The sequence below is a fragment of the Bradyrhizobium septentrionale genome (genome assembly GCF_011516645.4).
Classification (GTDB): Bacteria; Pseudomonadota; Alphaproteobacteria; order Rhizobiales; family Xanthobacteraceae; genus Bradyrhizobium; species Bradyrhizobium septentrionale.
In genome coordinates this window covers 6468013-6488659 of sequence record NZ_CP088285.1, presented here as the reverse complement: position 1 = coordinate 6488659, position 20647 = coordinate 6468013, and the positions used below count along the sequence as shown (strand labels likewise).

Sequence of the window (20647 nt, the reverse complement as noted above, 5' to 3'; positions counted from 1 at the left end):
GCCAACGTCGACTCAGGCGCGCAAGCTCGGCAGATCAAGCCCATTGGCCCGGGCGCATTCGACCGCGGTCTCATAGCCGGCGTCGGCGTGACGCATGACGCCGGTCGCCGGATCGTTCCACAGCACGCGTTCGAGCCGGCGCGCCGCCTCCGGCGTGCCGTCGGCAACGATCACCATGCCGGCGTGCTGCGAGTAGCCGATGCCGACGCCGCCGCCATGGTGCAGTGACACCCAGGTCGCGCCGCTCGCACAGTTGAGCAGAGCGTTGAGCAACGGCCAATCCGACACCGCGTCCGAGCCATCGCGCATCGCCTCGGTCTCGCGGTTCGGGCTCGCCACCGAGCCGCTGTCGAGATGGTCGCGACCGATCACGATCGGCGCCTTGAGTTCGTCGCGCGCCACCATCTCGTTGAAGGCAAGGCCGAGACGATGGCGGTCGCCGAGGCCGACCCAGCAAATTCGCGCCGGCAGCCCCTGAAACTTGATGCGCGCCTTGGCCATGTCTAGCCAATTGTGCAGATGGCTGTCGTTGGGCATCAGCTCCTTGACCTTGGCATCGGTCTTGAAGATGTCCTCGGGATCCCCTGACAGCGCCGCCCAGCGAAACGGTCCCACACCGCGGCAAAACAGCGGACGGATATAGGCCGGAACGAAGCCCGGAAAATCGAACGCCTGCTTCAGGCCCATGTCCTTCGCCATCTGGCGAATATTGTTGCCGTAGTCGAGCGTCGGGATTCCCTGCGCGTGGAAATCCAGCATGGCCTGAACGTGATCGACGATCGAGGTCTTGGCCGCGCTTTCCACGGCCTTCGGATCGGCGGCGCGCCTGGCTTCCCACTCGGCGAGCGTCCACCCCTTCGGTAGATAGCCGTTGATCGGATCATGCGCACTGGTCTGGTCGGTCACGATGTCCGGCCGCACGCCGCGGCGCACCAGTTCGGGAAAGATCTCGGCCGCATTGCCGAGCAGGCCGACCGAAACAGGCTTCCGGGTCTTGGCCGCCTCGGCGATGATTGCCAGCGCTTCGTCGAGCGTCGCCGCCTGGCGGTCGAGGTAACCGGTGCGCAGCCGCATCTCGATGCGGCTCGGCTGGCATTCGACGGCCAGCATGGAGGCGCCCGCCATCGTCGCGGCGAGCGGCTGCGCGCCGCCCATGCCGCCGAGGCCCGCCGTGAGGATCCATTTGCCGGCGAGACTGCCGCCATAATGCCGGCGCCCGACCTCGACAAACGTCTCGTAGGTCCCCTGCACGATCCCCTGGCTGCCGATATAGATCCATGACCCCGCCGTCATCTGGCCGAACATCATCAGGCCCTGCCGGTCGAGCTCGTTGAAATGATCGAGCGTTGCCCAATGCGGCACCAGGTTCGAATTCGCGATCAGGACGCGCGGCGCATCCACATGGGTGCGGAAGATGCCGACCGGCTTGCCGGATTGCACCAGCAGCGTCTGGTCGCCTTCGAGCTTGCGCAGGGAGGCGGCAATCCGGTCAAAGCTCTCCCAGTCGCGCGCCGCACGTCCGATGCCGCCATACACCACAAGCTCGCTCGGACGCTCGGCGACATCTGGATCCAGATTGTTCATCAGCATGCGCAGCGGTGCTTCCGTCAGCCAGCTCTTCGCGCTGATCTCGGGGCCGCGGGGAGCACGGATGACACGTTCGTTATCCAGTCGGCGGTTCATGACGGATGTTCCTGTGGGCTAAGCAAGTCTTCTAGGCAAGTCTTGGAAACGGATCAGCTGAAAGGGCGGCGATCGCCGTGGCCGGTAACGTATCGGCCTCGATCAGCGCCGCAGCCTTGGCGAGATCGTCGGCCATGTAGCGATCAGCAGCGAGCGCCGGAACGTGCTCGCGCAACGCGGCGATGACGGCCGCGAGCGGCGCACTTGTCGAATGTGGTGCGCGCAGCGTGATCCCCTGCGCGGCAACCAGAAGCTCGATGCCGAGAATGGCCGCGAGGTTGTCGGCCATGTCGGACAGCCGCCGTGCGGCATGCGCGGCCATCGAGACGTGATCCTCCTGGTTGGCACTGGTCGGCGTCGAATCGATCGAGCATGGCAACGCCCGCTGCTTGTTCTCGGCATAGAGCGCGGCCGCCGTGACCTCAGCGATCATGAACCCGGAATTGATACCGGGCTCGGGCGTCAGGAACGGCGGCAGGCCAAAGTTCAGGGCGGGGTCGACGAGCGTCGCGATCCGGCGCTCGCTGGTCGCGCCAATCTCCGCCAAGGCAAGCGCGATCTGGTCGGCGGCAAAGGCCACCGGCTCAGCATGAAAATTGCCGCCAGAGACGATCTCGCCGGTCTCAACCAGGACCAGTGGATTGTCGGTTACAGCATTGGCCTCAATGGTCAGCCCCCGCGCGGCTTGCGTGAGCAGGTCGAGCACGGCACCCGCGACCTGCGGCTGGCAACGCAGGCAGTAAGGGTCCTGTACGCGTTCGTCGCCTTCGAGATGCGATTTCCGGATGTCGCTGCCGTCGAGCAACGCGGTCAAGGCAGCAGCGGCAGCGATCTGCCCGTCATGACCGCGCAACGCCTGGATTTCGGGACGGAACGGCACAGTGGAGGCCATCGCCGCATCGACCGACAGCGCACCGGTCACCAGCGCGGCACGCGCCAGACGATGCGCGCGCAGCAGGCCGGAAATCGCGTAGGCGGTCGAAAACTGCGTGCCGTTGATCAGCGCGAGCCCCTCCTTGGGGCCAAGCGTCAACGGCGCGAGGCCGGCGGCCGCAAGTGCCTCGCGGCCCGGCACGACCTTGCCATCCACGACTGCCTGCCCTTCCCCGATCATGACGGCGGTCATATGGGCGAGCGGCGCCAGATCGCCGGAGGCGCCGACCGAGCCCTGCTGCGGCACCAGCGGATCAACGCCGCGCGCCAGCATGCCCTGCAACTGCTCGATGACGTCGCAGCGCACGCCGGACGCGCCGCGGCCGAGCGAGATCACCTTTAACGCCATCATCAGGCGCACGATCGGCTCGGGTGTGGCCGGCCCGACCCCGCAGCAATGCGACAGGATGAGGTTGCGCTGTAGCAGCGCCGTCTGATCGGGCGCGATGCGCGTCGACGCCAGCTTCCCGAAGCCGGTATTGATGCCGTAGACGGGAACGTCGATACGCGCGGCCTTCGCCACGATCTCCGCAGCCGCCTCGACGCGCGGCCAACATGACGGATCGAGCACGATGGCCGCCCCCGCAAGCACCCGCGCCAGCACGTCCAGGCCGACGGTTCCGGGTGTCACGACGACAGGCGCATCGCGATCACTCATTGTCCCCTCCACACCCGGCTGTGCAGCGGGTTGAAGCCGATGCGGTAGACCAGTTCGGCCGGGCGCTCGATGTCCCAGATTGCCAGATCGCACCATTTGCCGGCTTCGAGCGTGCCGGTCTCGGCGAGCATGCCGAGCGCGCGGGCGCCTTCCCGCGTCACCCCAGTGAGGCATTCGGCTACCGTCATCCGGAACAGCGTTGCGCCCATGTTCATCGCAAGCAACAGCGAGGTGAGCGGCGAACTGCCCGGATTGCAGTCGGTCGCCAGCGCCATGTGCACGCCGTGGGCGCGGAACAACTCGACCGGCGGCTTCTGCGTTTCACGGATGAAATAGAACGCGCCGGGCAGCAGGACCGCTGTTGTCCCCGCCTTCGCCATCGCGGCGGCACCGGCCTCGTCGGTGTGCTCCAGATGATCGGCTGATAGCGCGGAGAATTTTGCGGCAAGTGCCGCGCCGCCGAGATTTGACAGTTGGTCCGCATGCAGCTTCGCGGGTAGTCCGAGCGCACGCGCCGCCGCAAAGACCCGCGCCGTTTGCTCTCCGGAAAATGCGATGCCCTCCATGAAAGCGTCGACCGCATCGGCAAGCCCGGCCTTGGCCACGGCCGGCAGCATCTCGTTGCAGACCAGATCGATGTAGCGATCCTTGTCGCCATCGGCTTCGGGCGGCAGCGCATGCGCACCGAGAAAGGACGTGCGGATCGCAACCTGCCGCAGCCGGCCGAGACTGCGTGCGGCGGCCAGCTGCCGCATCTCGGTCTCGGCATTGAGGCCATAGCCGGACTTGATCTCGACGGTGGTTGCGCCCTCGCCGATCAGCGCGTCGAGCCGCGGCAGCGCGCCGGCGACAAGCTCGGCCTCGGTCGCCTTGCGCGTTGCCGCAACGGTCGAGACGATGCCGCCGCCGGCGCGCGCGATCTCCTCATAGCTCGCGCCCTTCAGGCGAAGCTCGAACTCATGCGCGCGGTTGCCGCCAAACACCAGGTGGGTGTGGCAATCGACCAGCCCGGGCGTGATCCAGCGGCCGCCGCAATCGATCCGGTCGACGGCATCGGCATCCACAGGAAAATCCGATTGCGCGCCTGCATAGACGATGCGGCCGTCGCGCGCCGCGATCAGGCCTCGCTCGACCTCGCCGAGATCGGCGCGATCGCCGCGCATCGTGGCGAGCCGGGCGTTGTGCCAGATGCGGTCGAAGCGCTCTGCCATGCGATCGTCCCCTCGAGGTGGGATGCTTGACTTATATGTCTAGACATATAATCGTGTGCCGGTTCTGTCCAGCCGGCGTGGAAAAATGACACGACTGCATTTCGCATTCGCGCTGCTGACTTCGGGCTGGGCCAGTGACGTGCAGGTCGCCGTCACCGACGGCACGATCGTCTCGGTGACGGGAGGCGTGGCCCCGGCCGCCAGCGATGAACGGCACCAACTGGCGGTTCCGGGATTGGCAAGCCTGCACAGCCACGCCTTTCAGCGCGGCATGGCCGGCCTTGCCGAACTGCGCGGCGACACCACCGATACCTTCTGGACCTGGCGCGAGACGATGTATCGCTTTGCGCTGGCAATAACGCCGGACGACGTCGCAGCCGTAGCAACCCTGCTCTATGTCGAGATGCTCGAGCGGGGCTTTACTCGCGTCGGCGAGTTTCACTATCTGCACCATGATCGGGACGGCTCGCCCTACGCGAATCCCGCAGAGATGGCGGTGCGCATCGCGGAAGCGGCTGAAGCGTCCGGCATCGGGCTCACGCTGCTGCCGAGCTTCTATGCTCATAGCACTTTCGGCGGCGCCGCGCCGCATGCGGGTCAGCGTCGCTTCATCTGCTCGGTCGATCAGTTCGCCGCGCTGATGGCAGCCTCGCGCGAGGCGCTCCGAAAATTGCCCGGCGCCAACATCGGCATCGCCCCGCACAGCCTGCGCGCAGTAGCCCCCGATGAGCTCGCGGCGATCATCCCGCTCGCCGAGGCGGATCCAATCCACATCCACGCCGCCGAGCAGGTGCGCGAGGTCGACGATTGCCTCGCCTGGTCGGGGCAGCGGCCGGTTGAATGGCTGCTCGAAAACGCGCCCGTCGATCGGCGCTGGTGCCTGATTCACGCGACCCATATGACGGAACAGGAAGTCGTTGCGCTCGCCCGCAGCGGCGCAGTGGCCGGCCTCTGCCCTGTGACGGAAGCGAGCCTCGGCGACGGCATCTTTTCGGCGCGCGAATTCCTCGCCGCGGGCGGCCGGTTCGGCATCGGAACCGATTCCAACGTGCTGGTCGGGGTGGCCGACGAGCTGCGTCAACTCGAATACGGCCAGCGGCTGAAGCACCGGGAGCGCAATGTGCTTTCGGGGCGTCCCGGCGCATCCACCGGCCGCGCCCTGTTCGACCACGCGCTCGCGGGCGGCGCGCAGGCGCTGGCACAAACCAAGGCTGGGCTCGCGCCCGGCGCACGGGCCGACATCGTCACCCTCGACACCGCGCATCCGTCGCTGGCCGGTCGGTCAGGCGATGCCGTTCTCGACGGCTGGCTGTTTGCGGCTGGAGGCGACGCGATCGACTGCGTCTGGGCCGGTGGCGCCAAGGTGGTCGAAGGCGGACGTCACAGGCTGCACGCCAGGGCACGCGAGCAATTCAATGCAAGCGTCCGGAGGCTCGTGGCATGAGTTTCGCCTCCGATCGAGCCCGCCCTGATGCGACCGGCAAGCCGACGCTCTACAAACGGATCCGGCTCGACATCGAGACCCGGATCCTGACCGGCGAATGGCCGCCAGGTCACCGCATTCCCTTCGAACACCAGTTGATGGCGCGCTATCGCTGCTCGCGCATGACGGTGAACAAGGCGTTGTCGGAGCTGGCGCAGGCCGACCTGATCGAGCGCCGGCGCCGCGCCGGTTCCTTCGTGCGCCGTCCGCAGCATCTGTCGGCGGTGCTCAAGATCGCCGACATCAGGGCGGAGATCACCGCACTCGGGCGCAGCTATGGCTATCAGCTGATCGATTGCCGCCGGCGCACCGCCACATCAGCTGATCGCGCCCGGCTCGGCGCAAGCAAAGCCGGCAAGGTGGTCGCGATCGCCTGCCGGCACAGCGCCGACAATGTGCCGTTCGCCGTCGAGGACCGGCTGATCGATCTCACCACCGTGCCGGAGGCCGCGACGGCCGACTTTGCACGCGAACCGCCGGGATCATGGCTGCTGCATCATGTGCCGTGGACAGAGGCGGAGCATACGATCAGCGCCGTCGTTGCCGACGATCGCACTGCCAAGGCGCTCGACATCGCGGTCGGCGCGCCCTGCCTCGTGATCGATCGCTATACCTGGCGCAGCGCGCGGACGCTCACCTCGGTGCGGCTGCATTATCCGGGCGAGACGCACCGGCTGGTAGCGCGCTTCACGGGAGGCTGAGGACGTCTTGCGCGGCATAATTCAAGCAATGCATCATAGGGCCACCATTCACAGACGCGTCTCATGCGGCAATCGGCCGCGACTGACGTGAAGAGATCACTCTCGTGAAGAGATCACTGACGTGAAGAGAGCAACAGGGTTCAATCCATCGTCCAAGGGGTCGACAATCATGCGTTCCTTCAAGCTATTGCCTGCAGTCGCAGCTATGCTCGCGTCCACCGCCGCGTTCGCCGATGACGTCAAGGTCGGCGTCGGCATCTCCGGCTGGACCGGCTTCGCACCGCTGACGCTCGCCAGGGAGGCCGGCATCTTCAAGAAGAACGGCCTCGACGTGACGCTGAAGAAAATCCCGCAGAAGGACCGGCATCTCGCGATCGCCTCGGGCGACATCCAGTGCGCCGCGACGACGGTCGAGACCTGGATCTCCTGGAACGCCAACGGCGTCGCGACCAAGCAGATCTTCCAGCTCGACAAGAGCTATGGCGCCGACGGCATGGCGGTGCGCAACGACGTCGCCGCGATCAAGGACCTGAAGGGCAAGACCGTCGCCGCCTCTGCGCCCGGCACCTCGCCCTATTTCGCGCTGGCCTGGATGCTGAAGAAGAACGGCCTCACGGTGAAGGACGTCACCGTGGTGAATTTGGAGCCGGCTGCCGCCGCGCAGGCCTTCGTCTCCGGTCAGAACGATGCCGCGATGACCTACGAGCCTTATCTGTCGACGGTGCGCGCGGCGCCCGACAAGGGCAAGATCATCGCGACCACGCTCGACTATCCGATGGTGATGGATACGTTCGGCTGCACGCCAAAATTCCTCAGCGACAATCCGAAGGCGGCCCAGGCGCTCGCCGACAGCTATTTCGAGGCGCTCGACATGATCGCCAAGGATCAGGCCAAGGCCTACGAGATCATGGGCGCGGATGTGAAGCAGTCCGGCGAGCAATTCGGCAACTCGGCAAAATACCTGCGCTGGCAGGACAAGGCAGCCAACCAGAAATTCTTCGCCGGCGACTTCCTCACCTTCAACAAGGACGCCGCCGAGCTCCTGCTCGAGGTCGGCATCATCAAGGCTGCGCCGAAGGTCGAGGACATCTACGACGCAAGCTTCATCAAGTAACGCAACAATCATTTCGGCCAGCCCCGCCTCGCGGCACTGCGCGCGGGACCGGCGCATGAGATACGCCTGGATACCGTGATGCGTCCCCTCGAGCCCACGACATCGAAGCAGCGCGTGGCCTATGGCCTCGCCTTCTTCGTGCTGTTCGTCGCCCTCTGGTCCTGGGCCACGTTCGGCGGCCATGTGTCGAAGACATTCCTCGCGAACCCGCTGACTATGGTCCAGGAAGGCTACGAGCTGATCGCAAAGCAAGGCTTCCTGTTCGACATCGGGATGACGGTCTGGCGCGTCGTCGGCGGCTTTGCGCTTGCCGCCGCAATCGCAGTGCCGCTCGGCGTGCTGATGGGCGCCTACAAGCCGGTCGAAGCCTTCCTCGAACCTTTCGTGTCCTTTGCGCGCTATCTGCCGGCATCGGCCTTCATCCCGCTGTTGATCCTGTGGGCGGGCATCGGCGAGCTACAAAAGCTGCTCGTGATCTTCATCGGCGCAGTGTTTCAGATCATCCTGATGGTGGCCGTCACTGTCGGCGCCACGCGGCGCGACCTGGTCGAAGCCGCCTACACGCTCGGCGCCCGCGACCGCGGCATCATCCGTCGCGTGCTGCTGCCCTCCGCGGCTCCGGAGATTGCCGAGATCCTCAGGCTGGTGCTGGGCTGGGCCTGGACCTACGTCATCGTCGCCGAGTTGATCGGCTCGTCGTCGGGCATCGGGCACATGATCACCGACAGCCAGGCGCTGCTCAACACCGGGCAGATCATCTTCGGCATCATCGTCATCGGGCTGATCGGCCTGATCTCCGATTTCCTGTTCAAGGCCTTCAACGCCTGGCTGTTCCCGTGGAAGCTCGCATGACCACGCTCAGGATCGATCAGGTCTCGCGCACCTTCCCGGCCCGCGCCGGTAACGCGCCGACCCGGGCGCTCGAGCCGACGACGCTCGATGTCGGCGACAACGACTTCGTCACCATCCTCGGCCCCTCCGGCTGCGGAAAGTCCACCTTGCTCCGGATCATCGCCGGGCTCGACCGGCCCACCAGCGGGCGGGTCACGCTCGACGGGCGCGAGGTCACAGGCCCCGGTGCCGATCGCGGCATGGTGTTTCAGTCCTACACGCTGTTTCCCTGGCTGACCGTGCGCGAGAACATCGCCTTCGGCCTGCGCGAGCGCGGCGTTGGACAGGGGGAGCGTCACGAGATCGCCGACGCCTTCATTCGCCGGGTCGGGCTATCCGGCTTCGAAAATCACTGGCCCAAACAGCTGTCAGGCGGCATGCAGCAGCGCACGGCGATTGCCCGGGCACTGGCCAATGATCCGAAGATCCTGCTGCTCGACGAGCCGTTCGGCGCACTCGACAACCAGACGCGCGCGTTGATGCAGGAGATGCTGCTCGGCATCTGGGAGCGCGACCAGAAGACGGTGCTGTTCGTCACCCATGACATCGAGGAAGCGATCTTCCTCGGCAGCCGCGTCATCGTCATGAGCGCGCGTCCCGGCCGCATCAAGGCGGAGATTGCGGTCGACCTGCCGCATCCCCGCTCCTACAAGATCAAGACCACGCCGGAATTCGTCAGCCTGAAGGAACGGCTGGTCGAGGAGATCCGCACCGAGGCCCTGAAAGTCGCCGAACAGGCCTGACGACCAGCCACGCGTTCAGTGGCTGATCATCCAGGGACGCGCGGTCGGAAAGCCTTTTGCCCCGCTCTTCGTCTTGGTCATCAGCCGAGCCGGCTTCTTCTTGCCCGTGGTGGAGCAGCAGCCGCAGCCCGGCCCGTGCGCGGCCTTGTACTGATCGAGCGTCTTCGGCGCGTGCCGGCTCTGCTCATTGGTGGCGTGCGCCTTGCGCTTGTCCGAAGGCATGCAGAAGAACGCCGGCGCGGTCAGGATCACGCGCGGCGACGTCGTCTCGCATTGCGGGCAGTCCTGCGGCAGGTCGCATTCAGCCATCGGCCGCATGTCGGTGAAGGGACCGCAGTCGTTGCAGAGATATTCGTAGATCGGCATTTCCTTAATCCTTGCGCAATCTTGTGAGGTCTCCCGCGGCGGATGCGGGGCGGCCAATACGCAGCCGTCCCGCATCCTTCGCGCAGGGATCACTTGAAGGATCACTTGTCGGGCGAGATCGGCATCTGGATGTCGCCCTTGATGTGCTTGATGGGACCGGCCGACGACGGCATCACGTCGAAGTCGAAGATTTCCGTCGGCAGCCACAGCGTAGCGCAGGCGTTGGGCACGTCGACCACGCCGGAGATGTGGCCCTGGCACGGCGCAGTGCCGAGGATCGAATAGGCCTGGGCGCCTGAGTAACCGAACTTCTTCAGGTATTCGATCGCGTTCAAACAGGCCTGGCGATAGGCGATGTGGACGTCGAGATAGTGCTGCTTGCCGGCCTCGTCGACCGAGATGCCCTCGAAGATCAGATAGTCCTTGTAGTTCGGCGTGATCGGCGACGGCTTGAACACGGGGTTCTTGATGCCGTACTTCGCCACCCCGTCCTTGATGACGTCGACCTTGATGTGCAGCCAGCCGGCCATTTCGATGGCGCCGCAGAAGGTGATCTCGCCGTCGCCCTGGCTGAAATGCAGATCGCCCATCGAGAGCCCGCCGCCCGGCACATAGACCGGGAAATATATTTTCGAGCCGCGCGACAGATCCTTGATGTCGCAATTTCCGCCATGCTCGCGCGGCGGCACGGTGCGGGCGCCCTCCAGACCGATCTTGGCCTTGGCATCACCCTTGGCCTGGCCGGCATGTGCGGTCGGCGCGAACGGCGGATTGGCGAGACCCGGCACGCGGGTCGGATTGGTCGCGATCAGCTCGGCCTCGCGCTTATTCCAGGCCGCCAGCATCTTCGCATCGGGCAGACAGCCGATCAGGCCGGGATGGATCAGGCCGGCGAAGTTCACACCTGGGACGTGACGCGACGAGGTGTAGAGGCCCTTGACGTCCCAGATCGACTTCTGCGCCAGCGGGAAATGGTCGGTGAGGAAGCCGCCGCCGTTCTGCTTGGAGAAGAAGCCGTTGAAGCCCCACAGGCTCTCCTTCAGCGGACCGACGTCGAGCAGGTCGACAACCAGGAGGTCGCCGGGCTCGGCACCCTTGACGCCGATCGGGCCGGACAGGAAGTGCACGATCGACAGGTCGATGTCGCGCACGTCGTCGGCCGAGTCGTTGTTCTTGATGAAGCCGCCGGTCCAGTCGACGGTCTCGACGATGAAGTCGTCGCCCGGGCTGACCCACTCGACGATCGGAACCTCCGGATGCCAGCGGTTGTGGATCTTGTCGTTTTCATAGGCCGACTTGCTGAGATCGACCTTGATCAGTGTATCTGGCATCGCAATGCTCCCCTTCGTTTACGCGTGATGGTTAGACAGACAAATATTTCGAGATCTGTGCGGCATCGACGCTGTCGCGTGGATCGTCGCGGACGATCTCGCCGTTCTCGATGACGAGCACGCGGTCGGCGATGTCGAGCGCGAAGCTCAGGACCTGCTCGGAGACGACGATCGACAGCCCCCGCTCGTCGCGGATCCGCTTCAGGGTGCGCGCCATGTCCTTGATGATCGACGGCTGGATGCCCTCGGTCGGCTCGTCCAGCAGCAGCACCTTCGGCTTGGTCGCCAGCGCGCGGGCGATCGCGAGCTGCTGCTGCTGCCCGCCCGAGAGATTACCGCCGCGGCGGCCCTTCATCTCGAGCAGCACCGGGAACAGCTCGTAGATATCGCCAGGGACCTCAGAACCGCCGGAGACCACGAGCCCGGTCTCGATGTTCTCCTTCACTGTCATGGTGGAGAAGATCATGCGGCCTTGCGGGACGTAGGCGAGCCCTTTCGCCACCCGTTCGTAGCTCTTCATGGTGCCGAGCTCGGTGCCATCCATGGTCACCTTGCCGCTCTTGGCCGGCAGGATGCCCATCAGGGACTTCATCAGCGTGGTCTTGCCCATGCCGTTGCGGCCCATGATCGCAACGATCTCGTTGGGCGCGACGGAGACATTGAGGCCGTGCAGCACCTCGCTCTGGCCATAGGCGACGTGAAGATCATTGATTGCCAGCATCGACGCGCTCCTTAGTTCTTGCCCATGATCTTGTCCGGGAAACCGGACGCCACTTTCCGGGATCATGGGCTAGTGGCCCAGGTAAACTTCAATGACCTTCGGATCGTTCTTGACGTGCTCCATCGTCCCCTCGGACAGGATCTGTCCCTGGTGCAGCACCGTGACCTTGTGCGCGATGTCTTCGACGAACTTCATGTCGTGCTCGATCACCAGCACCGAGCGGTCCTTGATGATGCGGTTGAGCAGCTCGGCGGTCTTGGCGCGTTCGGACACGCTCATGCCGGCGACCGGCTCGTCGAGCATCAGCAAGTCGGGGTCCTGGATCAGCAGCATGCCGATCTCGAGCCACTGCTTCTGGCCGTGGCTCAGCTGGTCGGCATAGGTGTTGAGGCGATCCTTCAGGAAGATCATCTCGGCGACCTCCTCGACCCGCTGCTTCACCGCGTCGTCGCGCTGGAAGGCCAGCGAGCCGAACACGGTGCGGCCGCGCGGATAGGAAATCTCGAGGTTCTCGAACACGGTGAGATCCTCGAACACCGACGGCGTCTGGAACTTGCGGCCGACGCCGGCCTGCACGATCTCGTTCTCGCGCAGCCTGGTCAGCTCCTGGCCGCGGAACTGGATCGAGCCCGATGTGGCCCGGGTCTTGCCGCAGATCAGGTCGAGCACCGTGGTCTTGCCGGCGCCGTTCGGGCCGATGATGACGCGAATCTCGTTCTCCTCGACATAGAAGGAGAGATCGTTGACCGCCTTGAATCCATCAAAGGACACGGTGAGGCCGGAGACGGCGAGCAGGAAGTCTTTTGGCTGATGGCCGACGAGCATGTTGGTTCCTCCTCACTCGGCCGGTGCGCCGTCGGCGACAAGCCCCGCCGATTTTGATCTTCGCGATGCCAACAGGCGATCGATGCGCGGCTGGACGTGATCCGCCCAGATGCCGGACAGCCCGTTCGGGAACGCCAGCACCACCGCGATGAACAGCGCGCCGAGACCGAACAGCCAGAGTTGCGGGAAGGATTCCGAAAGGCTGGTCTTGGCGAAATTGACCAGCAGCGCGCCCCAGACCGCGCCGAAGATCGACATCCGGCCTCCGACCGCGGTGTAGATCACCATCTCGATCGACGGCACGATGCCGACAAAGGACGGCGACATGAAGCCGACCTCAAGCGTGAACATGGCGCCGCCGATCGCGGCGAATACCGCCGCGGCGCAGAACGCGAATATCTTGAAATTGGCGACGCTGTAACCGGAGAAGCGCACGCGGTCCTCCTGCTCCCTCATCGCCACCAGGATGCGCCCGAGTTTTGTCAGGCGGATGAACTGCGCGGCGACGATGCAACCGAACAGCAACACAACCTCGACAAAGTACAGAATGAATTTGGCGTGATCGGTGCGGATGTCCCAACCGTGCAGCGTGCGCAGGTCGGTGATGCCGTTGATGCCGCCGGTGTAGCCCTGCTGCCCCACGATCAGAATGGTAAGGATCGCGGCGATCGCTTGCGTAATGATCGCAAAGTACACGCCGCCGACCCGGCGCTTGAACATCGCCGCGCCGATGATCAGCGCGAAGAAGGCGGGAACCAGCAAGATCGCCAGCACCGTGACCGGAAAACTATGGAACGGCTTCCAGAACAGCGGCAGCTGCGTGATCTGGTTCCAGTCCATGAAGTCGGGAATGCCCGGCGTCGACTGGATCTTGGTGTTCGCAACCGAAGACGCCTCGAGCTTGAGGTACATCGCCATGCAGTAGCCGCCGAGGCCGAAGAACACGCCCTGCCCCAGGCTCAAGATGCCGCCATAGCCCCAGCACAGCACGAGGCCGATGCCGACGAAGGCGTAAGTCAGGTACTTGGCGACCAGGTTGAGGCGGAAGATATCCAGCGACAGCGGCAAGATGAGAAACAGCAGAACCGCGAGCGCAAGGAAGCCGATCAGTTCGGAGCGATTGAAAAAGCGCGAGTTGATGACCATGACCTGCCTGTTGTTCTTATTTGCGGACCTTGAGCGCGAAGAGCCCCTGCGGACGCACCATCAGGATCGCGACGATCGTCAGCAGCGTGATCACTTTGGCCATCGATCCCGACAGGAAGAATTCCAGCGTCGACTGGGTCTGCGAAATCGAGAAGGCGGAGGCGATGGTGCCGAACAGCGAGGCGGCGCCGCCGAACACCACCACCAGGAAGGTATCGACGATGTAGAGCTGGCCGGCGGTCGGCCCGGTCGACCCGATCATCGTGAAGGCCGAGCCTGCGACGCCGGCGATGCCGCAACCGAGCGCAAAGGTGTAGCGGTCGACCTTCTCGGTGTTGATGCCGACGGCGCCGGCCATCACGCGATTCTGCACCACGGCGCGCACCTGCTTGCCCCAGCTCGACCAGAACAGCACATAGGCCACCGCAATCGTGATCAGGATGGTCAGCGCCATCACGAACATGCCGTTGATCGGGATCTGGATCGAGTCGGTCGCCTGCCAGGAGCCCATCATCCATTCCGGCAGCTCGACGCCGACCTCGCGCGCGCCGAAGATCGAGCGATAGGCCTGCTGCAGGATCAGGCTGAGACCCCAGGTCGCGAGCAGCGTATCGAGCGGACGCTTGTAGAGATGGCGTATCAGCGCCCACTCGACCAGCATGCCGAGCGCGCCGGACGCGATGAACGCCAGGATCATCGCGATGAAGAAGTAGCCGGGAAACAGCCAGGGCGCGATGTGCTGCACCGTGTTCGACGTCATCCAGGTGACGTAGGCGCCGAGGATCATGAACTCGCCATGGGCCATGTTGATGACGCCCATCTGGCCGAAGATGATGGCAAGCCCCAGCGCCATCAGCACGTAGACGGAGAACAGGATGAGCCCGGCAAATCCCTGCATCGCAAGGATGGCGCCGAGATCGCTGATCGAGTAGTCGCCGAACATCGTCGTCCTCCAGTCCAAGGGGCATGCGACGCCGGTCAAGCGACGCTCGTTCCGTGGCGTGGACGATGACGTCCACGCCGCGATGCGTTGCGGAGCTTCGTAGCCCGGGTGAGCGGTAGCGATACCCGGGACTATCCCGCATATCGCTCCGCGCATGCGGGCTACTGGCTCACTGGTAGCCCTTGGGGAACGGATCCGGCTCGACGAGATCGGCGGTCTCGTAGATCAGCTCATACTGGCCATCGGCCTTGGCGCGTCCGACGCGGGTCTTCGACCACAGATGATGGTTCTCGTGGATCCGGACGTAGCCTTCCGGCGCGCCCTTGAACTCGACGCCGGGCGACGCCGCCGCGATCTTGTCGATGTCGAAGGAGCCTGCCTTCTCCACCGTCAACTTCCACAGCCACGGGCCGAGATAGGCCGCCTGCGTGACGTCGCCGATCACGGTCTTCTCGCCCCACATCTTCTTGAAGGCGGGCACGAACGCCTTGTTGTTCGGATTGTCGAGCGACTGGAAGTACTTCATGCAGGCATAGGCGCCGGCGATGTTTTCACCGCCGATGCCGTCGATCTCGTCCTCGGTGACCGAGATGGTCAGCAGCGTCTGCTTCGACAGGTCGATGCCGGCCGCCTTGAGCTGCTTGTAGAACGCGACGTTCGAGCCGCCGACGATGATCGCGTAGATCACGTCCGGCTTGGTCAGCTTGATCTTGTTGATGACCGAGTTGAACTGGGTCGAGCCGAGCGGGAAGTACTCTTCGCCGACCACCTTGCAGCCCTGCAGATGGTTCTCGATGTGCTTGCGTGCGATCTTGTTCGAGGTGCGCGGCCAGATGTAGTCCGAGCCGAGCAGATAGAAGCTCTTGGCGCCCTTCGTCTTGTTGACCCAGTCGAGGCCGGCGATGATCTGCTGCGTCGCTTCCTGGCCGGTGTAGATGACGTTCTTGGACTGCTCGAGGCCTTCATAGAAGGTCGGATAGTAGAGCATGCCGTTGTACTGCTCGAACACCGGCAGCACCGCCTTGCGCGAGGCCGAGGTCCAGCAGCCCATCACGGCCGCGCATTTGTCGTTGACCAAGAGCTTCTTCGCCTTTTCCGCGAAGGTCGGCCAGTCGCTCGCGCCGTCCTCCTGGATGAACTTGATCTTGCGGCCGAGCACGCCGCCGGCGGCGTTGATCTGCTCGATTGCGAGCTTCTCGGCCTCGACCGATCCGGTCTCGGAGATCGCCATGGTGCCGGTCACCGAGTGCAGGATGCCGACCGTGACTTCGCTATCGGTGACTGCAAGACCCGTCGTGTTGACCGCGGAGGTTGCAGGAACATCGGCAAATGCCGGGCGGCCCAGCATCGAAACGGCTGGCAAAGCGGCCATTCCCATCAAGAGCTTGCGCCGAAGCGGAGACTGCAGTCCTGGCTTTGTTTCGTCTGACATGAGCACCCCATCTGGTTCGAGAACGCTTATTGATGAGGCGAGGATTGCTTACTTTTGTGCACCGCACTGATACGTGAGATCGCGTATACTGCACCGCAAAATAGCGACGTAGGTTTTTGGTACGGGATTTGCCCGCGATCAGAGCATCGTGGACCAGGAGTAAGAACGAGTGGCAGGGCGGCAGCGGATAGACCGCGTCAGGCGCCAATACAATCAATGGGTCGCCAACCAGACGCTGGAAGACTACGCGCTGCGCTTCACCGCCAAGAGCGCCAGGCGCTGGTCCGCCGCCCGCGTCGCCAACACCGCGCTCGGCGCGATCTCCTTCCTCGCGCTGGAGGCCATCGGCGGCACCATCACGCTGAACTATGGCGCGATGAACGCCTCCGCCGCGATCCTGGTCGTCAGCGTCATCATCTTCCTTTGCGGGCTGCCGATCGCCTACCACGCGGCAAAATGCGGCATCGATATCGATCTGCTGACCCGCGGCGCCGGCTTCGGCTATATCGGCTCGACCATCACCTCGCTGATCTACGCTTCGTTCACCTTCATCTTCTTCGCGATCGAGGCCGTGATCCTGGCCAGCGCGCTCGACATGTGCTTCGGCATTCCGCGGCCGATCGGCTATTTGATCAGCGCGGTCGTGATCATTCCGCTTGTGATCTACGGCATCACGCTGATCAGCCGCTTCCAGCTCTGGACCCAGCCGTTGTGGATCATCCTCCACATCATGCCGTTCGCGGCGATCGCCTGGGCCAATCCGCACTCCTTCGCCGAATGGCGCAAGTTCGCCGGCGAGCACGGCGATCCCTCGGGCAATCTCGATCTCCTGCTGTTCGGCACCGCGGCCTCCGTCGTGTTCGCGCTGGTGGCGCAGATCGGCGAGCAGGTCGACTTCCTACGCTTCCTGCCGCGCGACCGCCGCACCTCGCGCAAGGCCTGGTGGATCGCTTTATTGAGCGCCGGTCCGGGCTGGATCGTGCTCGGCGCGCTGAAGCTGCTGGCCGGCTCGTTCCTGGCCTTCTTCGCGCTCAGCCACGGCGTCTCGGCCGAGCATGCGGCCGAACCCGCCAACATGTATCTCGAAGCCTTCCGCTACGTGCTGTCGCAACCGGATCTCGCGATGGCGCTGACCGGGACCTTCGTGATCCTGTCGCAGGTCAAGATCAACGTCACCAACGCCTATGCCGGCTCGATCGCCTGGTCGAACTTCTTCTCCCGCCTCACCCACTCGCATCCCGGCCGCGTGGTGTGGCTGGTGTTCAACGTCGTCGTCGCGCTGCTGTTGATGGAAATCGGCGTCTACAAGGCGCTGGAGCAGACGCTCGCGCTCTATTCCAACGTCGCGATCGCCTGGGTCGGCGCGCTGGTCGCCGATCTCGTCATCAACAAGCCGCTCGGCTTGCGGCCGCAGCACATCGAGTTCAAGCGCGCCCATCTCTGCGACATCAATCCGGTCGGTGTCGGCGCGATGACGATTGCGACCGTGGTCTCGATCAGCGCGTTCTACGGCCTGTTCGGCCCGACCGCGAAAGCGCTGTCCGCCTTCGTCGCGCTCGCCGTCGCGTTCATCGCTGCTCCCCTCATTGCCTGGGCGACCGACGGCAAATACTATATCGCGCGCAAGCCAAAACGCAGCTGGCAGAACCTGGAATCGATCCAGTGCTGTATCTGCGAGCATGCGTTTGAGCCCGAGGACATGGCCGCCTGCCCGGCCTATGCCGGCCCGATCTGCTCATTGTGCTGCTCGCTCGACGCGCGCTGCCACGATCTCTGCAAGCCGCATGCGCGGATCGGCGCGCAGGTCTCGGAAGCATTGAGCAAAGTGATGCCGCAGCCGATCTATGCGCGCCTCAACTCGCAGCTCGGACATTACCTCGGCGTGTTCGCGGTCTCGGCCGGTCTGGTGGCGCTGGTGCTCGGCCTGATCTACCTGCAGACCACGGCGGCCGTGCATGCCAACGAATTGCTGGCCGACGTGCTGTGGAAGGTGTTCTTTGCGCTGACCCTCATCATCGGCGTTGTCGCCTGGCTGTTCGTGCTGGCGCAGCAGAGCAGGCGCGCCGCGGAAGAAGAAACGCGGCGGCAGACCACGCTGCTGATCCAGGAGATCGACGCCCACAAGCGCACCGACGCCGAACTGCAGCGCGCCAAGGAAGTCGCGGAATCCGCCAACCTTGCCAAGAGCCGCTATGTCGTCGGCCTGAGCCACGAGCTTCGCTCGCCGCTGAACGCGATCTCCGGTTATGCGCAGCTGCTGGAGCAGGACAACAGCCTGCAGACGCGGCCGCGCGACCAGGTGCGCGTGGTCCGCCGCAGCGCCGACCATCTGTCGGGCCTGATCGACGGCATTCTCGACATTTCCAAGATCGAGGCGGGTCGCCTTTACCTCTCGCGCGACGAGGTGCGCCTGACCGATTTCCTCGATCAGCTGGTCGGCATGTTCCGCCTCCAGGCCGCAGCAAAAGGCATTGACTTCGTGTTCAAGCGGCCGGCGGTGCTGCCGGTCGTGGTCTATGCCGACGAGAAGCGGCTGCGGCAGATCCTGATCAATTTGCTCTCCAACGCGATCAAGTTCACGCAGGCCGGGCGCGTACAATTCATCGTCCACTACCGCAGCCCGGTCGCCGAGTTCGAGGTCACCGACACCGGCCCGGGCATCCAGCCTGACGACCTCGAACGCATCTTCGCGCCGTTCGAGCGCGGCGCGCTCGGGATTTCGCAGCCGCAGACCGGCACCGGGCTAGGCCTCACCATCAGCCGCCTGCTCGCGGGCGTGATGGGCGGCGACATCAAGGTGACATCTAGCGTCGGCGCCGGCAGCACGTTCCGGGTCAAGCTGCTGCTCTCCGAGGTCACCAATCCGCGCCGCGAAGCGCCGGTCGAGGCCCCCATCTATGGCTATCACGGCCCGCGCAAGACCATCCTGATCACCGACGACGATCCGACCCACCGCGACCTCTTGCGCGAGATCCTGGCGCCGCTCGGCTTCATTCTGCTCAGCGCACCGGACGGACCGGGCTGCCTCGCGCTGGCGCAGCATTGCCGGCCGGACATGTTCTTGCTGGATATCTCGATGGCGGGCATGGACGGCTGGACCGTCGCCGAAACCTTGCGCTCCGACGGCCATCACCAGGCCCGTATCCTGATGATCTCGGCCAGCGCGCTGGAGGCCCATGGCGCGCCGCTGGCGCAACCTTTCCACGACGGCTACCTTATGAAGCCGATCGACATCCCGCGGCTGTTAGAGACCATCCGCCTGCTGCTCAGGATCGAGTGGCAGTATGAGGCCGAGCAGGCTCCGCCCCCGCAATGGAAACCCGACAGTGGCTCTCGTCCGCCCGTGAAATATGTCGAAGAGCTGATCAGCCTCGGCCAGCTCGGCTATATCAGGGCGATCCAGCTCAAGCTCGATGAAATCGGCAATGAACATCCCGAACACGCCGACTTCGTCGGCCAGATGCGCACGCTGATCGACCGGTTCGATCTCGATCAGTATATGGCGACATTGAAGATATTGCACAGCTATGACCATTGAACAAAGAAAGCGCGACGTCGCGCTCGTCGTCGATGACTCGCCGGAGACGTTGCGCCTCCTCACCGACGCGCTCGACGGCGCCGGCATGACCGTGATGGTCGCGCTCGACGGGGCCTCCGCGATGCGCATCGTCGAGCAGATCACGCCGGATATCGTGCTGCTCGATGCCGTGATGCCCGGCATGGACGGGTTCGAGACCTGCAGGCGGCTGAAGCGCGACGCCGGGCTGGACGGCGTCCCGATCATCTTCATGACGGGGCTGGCCGAAACCGAGCACATCGTACGCGGGCTGGAGGCAGGCGGCGTCGACTATGTCACCAAGCCGATCGTGGTCGAGGAGATGCTGGCGCGCATCCGGGTCCATCTCGCCAATGCGCGGATGACGCAAAGCGCCCGCGCGGCGCTCGACGTCTCCGGCCGCTATCTGCTCGCGGTCAACAGGTCAGGCACGCTGCTGTGGGCGACGCCGCAGGCGCAGAAACTGCTGTCGGACACGCTCGCCGACGCTGCCGACAATTTCGCGCTGCCGGATCCGATGCCGCAATGGCTCGAGCAGGCGCAGAAAGGTGTTGCCGGGAAGAAGACCGCGACCGTGGCGTCGTTCCCCGGCAACGAGCAGCTTCGGCTGCAATATATGGGCAAGCTCGGCCCCAACGAATTCCTGCTGCGGCTGGCCAAGGACACCAGCGGCGACATGCCGACCGAGTTCTCCAGCGAGCTCGGCCTGACCACCCGCGAGGGCGAGGTGCTGTCCTGGCTCTCCAAGGGCAAGACCAACCGCGACATCGCGCAAATCCTGGGCTTGAGCCCGCGCACCGTCGACAAGCATCTCGAGCAGATTTACGCCAAGCTCGGGGTCGAGAACCGCACCGCCGCCGCGGCGATCGCGGTCAACGCGAGGCACCGCAAGTCCTGAGGCATCCCCCGC

At 64.6% G+C, this 20647-nt stretch carries 17 protein-coding genes; 7 read left to right on the top strand and 10 right to left on the bottom strand.

What is annotated here, in order from left to right; translation table 11 throughout:
- Positions 1 to 12: 12 nt before the first annotated feature.
- Genes hutU through hutI form a run of 3 tightly spaced genes read right to left on the bottom strand, consistent with a single transcriptional unit; the run spans position 13 to position 4485 of the window.
- Complete coding sequence (gene hutU, locus HAP48_RS32560; RefSeq protein ID WP_166203962.1) at positions 13 to 1683, bottom strand: urocanate hydratase; 1671 nt, start codon at positions 1681 to 1683, stop codon at positions 13 to 15.
- A gap of 31 nt (positions 1684 to 1714) precedes the next feature.
- Entirely contained in the window at positions 1715 to 3274 is a 1560-nt protein-coding gene (hutH, locus tag HAP48_RS32555) for a histidine ammonia-lyase (RefSeq protein ID WP_166203961.1), read from the bottom strand.
- Positions 3271 to 4485: an imidazolonepropionase gene (gene hutI, locus HAP48_RS32550; protein WP_166203960.1), complete on the bottom strand. Its 1215-nt coding sequence runs from the start codon at positions 4483 to 4485 to the stop codon at positions 3271 to 3273. Before hutI ends, hutH begins: the two co-directional genes overlap by 4 nt.
- Positions 4486 to 4570: 85 nt before the next feature.
- On the opposite strand from hutI, the gene HAP48_RS32545 reads away from it, so the two are divergent.
- The 5 genes from HAP48_RS32545 (at position 4571) to HAP48_RS32525 (ending at position 9417) form a co-directional block, all read left to right on the top strand.
- Positions 4571 to 5929: a formimidoylglutamate deiminase gene (locus HAP48_RS32545; RefSeq protein ID WP_166203959.1), complete on the top strand. Its 1359-nt coding sequence runs from the start codon at positions 4571 to 4573 to the stop codon at positions 5927 to 5929.
- Entirely contained in the window at positions 5926 to 6669 is a 744-nt protein-coding gene (gene hutC, locus HAP48_RS32540) for a histidine utilization repressor (RefSeq protein WP_166203958.1), read from the top strand. The genes HAP48_RS32545 and hutC overlap by 4 nt, the downstream gene beginning before the upstream one ends.
- A 169-nt stretch (positions 6670 to 6838) precedes the next feature.
- On the top strand, positions 6839 to 7783 hold the full coding sequence (locus HAP48_RS32535) for an ABC transporter substrate-binding protein (protein WP_166203957.1): 945 nt from the start codon (positions 6839 to 6841) through the stop codon (positions 7781 to 7783).
- A 78-nt stretch (positions 7784 to 7861) separates the two neighbouring features.
- The gene (locus HAP48_RS32530; protein ID WP_166203956.1) at positions 7862 to 8635 is read left to right on the top strand and encodes an ABC transporter permease; all 774 of its coding nucleotides are present in this window, start codon (positions 7862 to 7864) and stop codon (positions 8633 to 8635) included.
- Positions 8632 to 9417: an ABC transporter ATP-binding protein gene (locus HAP48_RS32525; RefSeq protein ID WP_166203955.1), complete on the top strand. Its 786-nt coding sequence runs from the start codon at positions 8632 to 8634 to the stop codon at positions 9415 to 9417. The genes HAP48_RS32530 and HAP48_RS32525 overlap by 4 nt, the downstream gene beginning before the upstream one ends.
- Before the next feature lie 15 nt (positions 9418 to 9432).
- Here HAP48_RS32525 and HAP48_RS32520 read toward each other — a convergent pair whose 3' ends face one another.
- The 7 genes from HAP48_RS32520 to urtA all read right to left on the bottom strand — a co-directional run bounded on the left by HAP48_RS32520 (position 9433) and on the right by urtA (position 16181).
- A complete protein-coding gene (locus HAP48_RS32520; protein WP_166203954.1) occupies positions 9433 to 9783 on the bottom strand; it encodes an FmdB family zinc ribbon protein in 351 nt (116 codons plus the stop codon).
- Between the two features lie 101 nt (positions 9784 to 9884).
- Positions 9885 to 11114, bottom strand: coding sequence for a formamidase (fmdA, locus tag HAP48_RS32515; protein ID WP_166203953.1), 1230 nt, complete (start codon positions 11112 to 11114; stop codon positions 9885 to 9887).
- A gap of 31 nt (positions 11115 to 11145) precedes the next feature.
- A complete protein-coding gene (urtE, locus tag HAP48_RS32510; protein ID WP_029080652.1) occupies positions 11146 to 11835 on the bottom strand; it encodes an urea ABC transporter ATP-binding subunit UrtE in 690 nt (229 codons plus the stop codon).
- Positions 11836 to 11904: 69 nt separating this feature from the next.
- Positions 11905 to 12660, bottom strand: a complete 756-nt coding sequence (gene urtD, locus HAP48_RS32505) for an urea ABC transporter ATP-binding protein UrtD (protein WP_029080653.1) — start codon at positions 12658 to 12660, stop codon at positions 11905 to 11907.
- Between the two features lie 12 nt (positions 12661 to 12672).
- Positions 12673 to 13806, bottom strand: a complete 1134-nt coding sequence (gene urtC, locus HAP48_RS32500; RefSeq protein WP_166203952.1) for an urea ABC transporter permease subunit UrtC — start codon at positions 13804 to 13806, stop codon at positions 12673 to 12675.
- Between the two features lie 16 nt (positions 13807 to 13822).
- The gene (urtB, locus tag HAP48_RS32495; protein WP_166203951.1) at positions 13823 to 14749 is read right to left on the bottom strand and encodes an urea ABC transporter permease subunit UrtB; all 927 of its coding nucleotides are present in this window, start codon (positions 14747 to 14749) and stop codon (positions 13823 to 13825) included.
- Positions 14750 to 14918: 169 nt separating this feature from the next.
- Complete coding sequence (urtA, locus tag HAP48_RS32490; RefSeq protein WP_166203950.1) at positions 14919 to 16181, bottom strand: urea ABC transporter substrate-binding protein; 1263 nt, start codon at positions 16179 to 16181, stop codon at positions 14919 to 14921.
- A 169-nt stretch (positions 16182 to 16350) separates the two neighbouring features.
- Between urtA and HAP48_RS32485 the strand changes: the two genes are divergently transcribed.
- Both HAP48_RS32485 and HAP48_RS32480 read left to right on the top strand, forming a co-directional pair.
- Complete coding sequence (locus HAP48_RS32485; RefSeq protein ID WP_166203949.1) at positions 16351 to 19719, top strand: hybrid sensor histidine kinase/response regulator; 3369 nt, start codon at positions 16351 to 16353, stop codon at positions 19717 to 19719.
- Positions 19709 to 20635, top strand: coding sequence for a response regulator (locus HAP48_RS32480; protein ID WP_166203948.1), 927 nt, complete (start codon positions 19709 to 19711; stop codon positions 20633 to 20635). Before HAP48_RS32485 ends, HAP48_RS32480 begins: the two co-directional genes overlap by 11 nt.
- Positions 20636 to 20647 lie beyond the last annotated feature (12 nt).

What these genes read in the sequence shown, in the direction of transcription:
- urtB (WP_166203951.1), bottom strand. Translation starts at nt 14,749, where the DNA reads ATGTTCGGCGACTACTCGATCAGCGATCTCGGCGCCATCCTTGCGATG.
- HAP48_RS32545 (WP_166203959.1), top strand. Translation starts at nt 4,571, where the DNA reads ATGACACGACTGCATTTCGCATTCGCGCTGCTGACTTCGGGCTGGGCC.
- fmdA (WP_166203953.1), bottom strand. Translation starts at nt 11,114, where the DNA reads ATGCCAGATACACTGATCAAGGTCGATCTCAGCAAGTCGGCCTATGAA.
- HAP48_RS32520 (WP_166203954.1), bottom strand. Translation starts at nt 9,783, where the DNA reads ATGCCGATCTACGAATATCTCTGCAACGACTGCGGTCCCTTCACCGAC.
- urtD (WP_029080653.1), bottom strand. Translation starts at nt 12,660, where the DNA reads ATGCTCGTCGGCCATCAGCCAAAAGACTTCCTGCTCGCCGTCTCCGGC.
- hutH (WP_166203961.1), bottom strand. Translation starts at nt 3,274, where the DNA reads ATGAGTGATCGCGATGCGCCTGTCGTCGTGACACCCGGAACCGTCGGC.
- hutU (WP_166203962.1), bottom strand. Translation starts at nt 1,683, where the DNA reads ATGAACCGCCGACTGGATAACGAACGTGTCATCCGTGCTCCCCGCGGC.
- HAP48_RS32535 (WP_166203957.1), top strand. Translation starts at nt 6,839, where the DNA reads ATGCGTTCCTTCAAGCTATTGCCTGCAGTCGCAGCTATGCTCGCGTCC.
- HAP48_RS32525 (WP_166203955.1), top strand. Translation starts at nt 8,632, where the DNA reads ATGACCACGCTCAGGATCGATCAGGTCTCGCGCACCTTCCCGGCCCGC.
- urtA (WP_166203950.1), bottom strand. Translation starts at nt 16,181, where the DNA reads ATGTCAGACGAAACAAAGCCAGGACTGCAGTCTCCGCTTCGGCGCAAG.
- hutI (WP_166203960.1), bottom strand. Translation starts at nt 4,485, where the DNA reads ATGGCAGAGCGCTTCGACCGCATCTGGCACAACGCCCGGCTCGCCACG.
- urtE (WP_029080652.1), bottom strand. Translation starts at nt 11,835, where the DNA reads ATGCTGGCAATCAATGATCTTCACGTCGCCTATGGCCAGAGCGAGGTG.
- HAP48_RS32480 (WP_166203948.1), top strand. Translation starts at nt 19,709, where the DNA reads ATGACCATTGAACAAAGAAAGCGCGACGTCGCGCTCGTCGTCGATGAC.
- urtC (WP_166203952.1), bottom strand. Translation starts at nt 13,806, where the DNA reads ATGGTCATCAACTCGCGCTTTTTCAATCGCTCCGAACTGATCGGCTTC.
- hutC (WP_166203958.1), top strand. Translation starts at nt 5,926, where the DNA reads ATGAGTTTCGCCTCCGATCGAGCCCGCCCTGATGCGACCGGCAAGCCG.
- HAP48_RS32530 (WP_166203956.1), top strand. Translation starts at nt 7,862, where the DNA reads ATGCGTCCCCTCGAGCCCACGACATCGAAGCAGCGCGTGGCCTATGGC.